The sequence below is a fragment of the Peptoniphilus sp. oral taxon 836 str. F0141 genome (genome assembly GCF_000179335.1).
GTDB classification, from domain to species: domain Bacteria; phylum Bacillota; class Clostridia; order Tissierellales; family Peptoniphilaceae; genus Peptoniphilus_A; species Peptoniphilus_A lacrimalis.
In genome coordinates, this window is record NZ_AEAA01000061.1 from 1 (window position 1) to 3,917 (window position 3,917).

Sequence of the window (3,917 nt, forward strand, 5' to 3'; positions counted from 1 at the left end):
TTTTAGAAGAAATATATAATTTTTGTTTAGAAAAAAATATTCTCATCATTTGCGATGATATTTATGATAATTACACATATTATGATGATTTTTATCCTAGCCTTAAATTTGATAAGAATTTAGAAAATGTAATAACAATAAATTCCCTCTCTAAGGATTTTGTAATGACAGGTTTAAGACTTGGAGCAATAATTGCAAATGAAAAATTAATTGATGTTTTTGAATATATACACGAAAATATTTTGTATTGTATCCCATCTTTAACTCAAGTAGCTCAAGTTTATGCCCTAAAAAACAGAAAACAAATTTGCCCACCTCTAAAAGATGAGTACAAAAAAGAATGAAACTCGCCTACAAAAGGCTTAAAGAATTGAAAAATGTTGAAGTTATTGAGCCAAAAGGAGCATTCTATTTATTTCCAAAAATAAATTCAAATAAATATTCTATGGAAGAAATAGTTGATAAAATTTTAAAAGAAGCTCATATACGGGTAATAAATGGCAAGGCTTTCGGTCCTGGTGGAGAGAACCATATTAGAATTGCTGTTACTGTAAAAGAAGAAAAAATAAATGAAGCCTTTGACAGGTTGCGTAAATTGGATATTTTTAATTGATCAGTAATTAATATTATAAAATTTTTGAAATATATATACTTTTATATTTTCTAAAATAAAAAATCTCAAATTCCCTTATGAACTGACCCCCAAAAGTTGGACTAACAAACCAACTAAATGAGATCAGTTTTTTAAGGAATCTGAGATTTTTTTTATTTTATATAGCTCTTTTCTTGTGACTAATGCTTGCAATAATTGTACAAATAATAGCAACAATAACTACAGGAATTAACCATTCAAAACCATAATTTTTTAAGGGTAAATTTTTTATAATATCTGTTGGTCCTTGTAAAATACCGAAAACCATATTTAAGGACTGAACAATAGAAATTATAAAAGTAGTAAGAGTTGCTGAAATATAAGTTTCATTATATTTAATGAATTTATCAAAAGCACTCATAACAATTAAAACAATTATTACAGGATAAATAGTTGATAGAACTGGTACAGCCAAATTTATAAGTCCTTCTACTCCTAATAGGGATAGAATAACAGAAACAGTGGCTGATGCCAAAACTACATATTTGTATTTTAATTTGCCTTTTGAAATAGATTCAAAATAATTACCACAGGTAGCTGTTAAACCTACAGATGTTGTGAGGCAAGCCAAAGATACACCAATACCCATGACAACTCTTCCTAAATTTCCAAAAAGTGCATGAACTGATCCCATTAAAATATCGACTCTTTCACTTTGAGCTGTAAAACTTGAAGATGCTGTAGAGCCCATATATGTTAGACCTCCATAAACAAAAGCAAGAAGTAAAAAGCATACAAATCCCACTCCCAACATCATCTTCATCTGTTCATCTTTTTTAAGATACCCACGTCTTTTAATATCTCCCATAACAATACCAGCCATCAAAGCAGAACCTAGGGCATCCATTGTCTGATAACCTTCAGTAAAACCCCTCAAAAAGAAATTATCATCAGGAATTTGTCTTACAGGTCCAATTGGATCAAATATACTTTTAACTATAATAATAGTTAGCACTATTAAAAGTCCCGGTGTCAAAATATTTCCCACATAGGAAATAACTTCACCCTCATTTAAAACAAAAACTATAGTCAGTGCAAAAAATACAATTGAAATTATCCATAAAGGAACACTTGGAAAAATTTGCTTTACAGCTATATCATAAGTTGTAGCTGCTGTTCTTGGAACACAAAAAAATGGTCCTATTGTTAAAATTGCTATTGCTCCAAGAACTTTCGCAAAAGTCGGTGAAACTCTTTTACCTAAATCTTCAGCACGACCCCCAAGATTTGCCGTAACTATTACACCTAAAACTGGAAGAACTGGGTCTGTTAGTAAAAAACCTATCATTGCCTTAATATAATTTGACCCTGATATTACTCCCAAATATGGAGGAAAAATTAAATTTCCAGCCCCAAAAAATATTGCAAAAAGTGCAAAACCAATTGTAATCGTATCTCTAAAAATCTTATTAATATCCATCACCCTTTCTCTTAAAATATCATTAATTGATATTATATATTTTACTTATGTAAATATCAATTTAAAGTGACGAAATATTTAAAATTTTTAAATAACTATTTACTTGCTAGCTGATAAATTTTTCCGTTGCCAAAAGTTTTTTCTAAAATTTTACCTTGTTTTAAAAGATTATCGAAGCTTTTTTCAGAAAAAAGAATATTTATCTCTTCCTTTAAGACGTGACTAAAGGTTGAAATAAATTCAACAAGTAATGAATCATTTATTTCCCTTTTCTCAATACCTACTTCATCATCAATAAACTTACACAAATCCTCATAAGATTTATAGCCCTTTATTAATCTTTTATTATCTTCAATTAAAAAAGCTGGCGGATTTTTGACCCTGTAGTCAAAGGCAAGCATCCTGTCTTCAAGAAAAATCTCATCAATAAATTCAAGCTCGCTTATAAAATCATTAAAATCAATATCTAGTTCTTTTAAAATTTCCTTTTGTACTTGCATATCATATATGTTTTCCTCTTTAAAATTGCCCACTCCTTTAACCTTCTCATATATAAGTTGCTCTTATCATAAGAAATTTGTCTAACAGCATTATAATATTTATCTAGAATATAAGATGACTTATGTTCCTCTGAAAAAAGACTTGGAATTTTCTTAAAATGTGGAAATTTTGTTATAGTTGATGCAGCCCTATACATATCGAACAAAATTTTATTTCCTAATTCAACAGAATTTAACTGAGAGAAATTTTTAGGCAAAAAATCTTCATAATTTTCTACAAGACCTGTCATAATAAATTCATAAGATAAATCCCTATATGTAAAAGTTAGAGCTCTTAAAACTCCTTCTAAACCCCAAGACCAAGGGTCTAAGACATCTGAAAAAATTAATAGTTTCATATTTCACCTCATTTAATATTTATTATAGCATACCAAAAAATATAAGAATTAAACAATTTTAACCTTTCTTTTGCATATTTCCTCAAAATATGACGAAATGTAAAATTTCTACAAGATATAGTTTTCATGTTTCTTTTATACACAATATGTTGTATAATTATTTGAAAAGGGAGGGCATTATGTTAACGGTAATAAAAAGAAATGGAACCGAGGTTCCATTTGACAAAGAAAAAATCACAATAGCAATAGAAAAAGCAATGAATTCTACAACAGGAGTTTTTGTAGAAGACCAAGCAGAAAAAAATCGCAAGAGAAATTGAAGAATATGCAAATACAAAAGAAGTTCCCATGTCTATTTATGATATTGAAACTGAAGTTTATTATAAACTCATAAATTATAATAACCCTGCAACAGCAAGAGCTTACGAATCTTACAAGTCAGTTCAACAATATAAGAGGGAACAAAATACAACAGACAATGAAATTTTAGGCTTATTAAATGAAACAAACATTGATGTAATGGACGAAAATTCAAATAAAAATCCAATAATCGCATCTACACAAAGAGATTTAATAGCAGGAGAAGTTTCAAAAGATATAGCTAAAAGAAAAATGATACCACTAGATCTAGTGGAAGCTCACGAATCTGGAGCAATTCATATTCATGATATGGATTATATTTCCAACCAATTTTTAACTGTTGTTTGGTAAATATGAAAGATATGCTTGATAACGGAACAGTAGTAAATGGAAAGATGATTGAAACTCCAAAATCATTCCAAGTAGCTTGCAACGTAATGACACAAATAATTGCACAGATAGCATCAAATCAATACGGCGGTCAATCAATAGATATTTCTTGTTTAGGGAAATATTTAAGAAGATCCTTTGATAAAAATTTAAGTACAGCTATAGAAACCCTAGGCGATGTAGATTTGGCTGAAAAA

Annotated in this window: 5 protein-coding genes and 1 pseudogene; 3 read left to right on the forward strand and 3 right to left on the reverse strand. The window is 29.0% G+C overall.

Going from position 1 to position 3,917, the window contains the following annotated elements; all coding sequences use genetic code 11:
- Window positions 1-344 (forward strand): aminotransferase class I/II-fold pyridoxal phosphate-dependent enzyme (locus tag HMPREF9131_RS08845; protein WP_009345192.1); only part of this gene is annotated, 344 nt, incomplete at its 5' end.
- On the forward strand, window positions 341-613 hold the full coding sequence (locus tag HMPREF9131_RS08850) for an aminotransferase class I/II-fold pyridoxal phosphate-dependent enzyme (protein WP_009345195.1): 273 nt from the start codon (window positions 341-343) through the stop codon (window positions 611-613). The genes HMPREF9131_RS08845 and HMPREF9131_RS08850, both read left to right, overlap by 4 nt.
- 157 nt (window positions 614-770) lie before the next feature.
- Here the strand turns inward: HMPREF9131_RS08850 and brnQ are convergent, their stop codons facing one another.
- From brnQ to HMPREF9131_RS08590, 3 genes are all read right to left on the reverse strand, one after another.
- A complete protein-coding gene (brnQ, locus tag HMPREF9131_RS02480) occupies window positions 771-2,072 on the reverse strand; it encodes a branched-chain amino acid transport system II carrier protein (protein ID WP_009345197.1) in 1,302 nt (433 codons plus the stop codon).
- Between the two features lie 95 nt (window positions 2,073-2,167).
- Window positions 2,168-2,572: a hypothetical protein gene (locus HMPREF9131_RS08585; protein WP_009345194.1), complete on the reverse strand. Its 405-nt coding sequence runs from the start codon at window positions 2,570-2,572 to the stop codon at window positions 2,168-2,170.
- Window positions 2,548-2,970 carry a hypothetical protein gene (locus HMPREF9131_RS08590; protein ID WP_009345191.1) on the reverse strand — a complete coding sequence of 141 codons (423 nt, stop codon included), beginning with the start codon at window positions 2,968-2,970 and terminating at the stop codon, window positions 2,548-2,550. The genes HMPREF9131_RS08585 and HMPREF9131_RS08590 overlap by 25 nt, the downstream gene beginning before the upstream one ends.
- A gap of 179 nt (window positions 2,971-3,149) precedes the next feature.
- Here HMPREF9131_RS08590 and nrdD point away from each other — a divergent pair.
- A pseudogene (gene nrdD, locus HMPREF9131_RS02490) lies at window positions 3,150-3,917 on the forward strand (anaerobic ribonucleoside-triphosphate reductase); the annotation flags it as partial.

What these genes read in the sequence shown, in the direction of transcription:
- HMPREF9131_RS08850 (WP_009345195.1), top strand. Translation starts at nt 341, where the DNA reads ATGAAACTCGCCTACAAAAGGCTTAAAGAATTGAAAAATGTTGAAGTT.
- brnQ (WP_009345197.1), bottom strand. Translation starts at nt 2,072, where the DNA reads ATGGATATTAATAAGATTTTTAGAGATACGATTACAATTGGTTTTGCA.
- HMPREF9131_RS08585 (WP_009345194.1), bottom strand. Translation starts at nt 2,572, where the DNA reads ATGCAAGTACAAAAGGAAATTTTAAAAGAACTAGATATTGATTTTAAT.
- HMPREF9131_RS08590 (WP_009345191.1), bottom strand. Translation starts at nt 2,970, where the DNA reads ATGAAACTATTAATTTTTTCAGATGTCTTAGACCCTTGGTCTTGGGGT.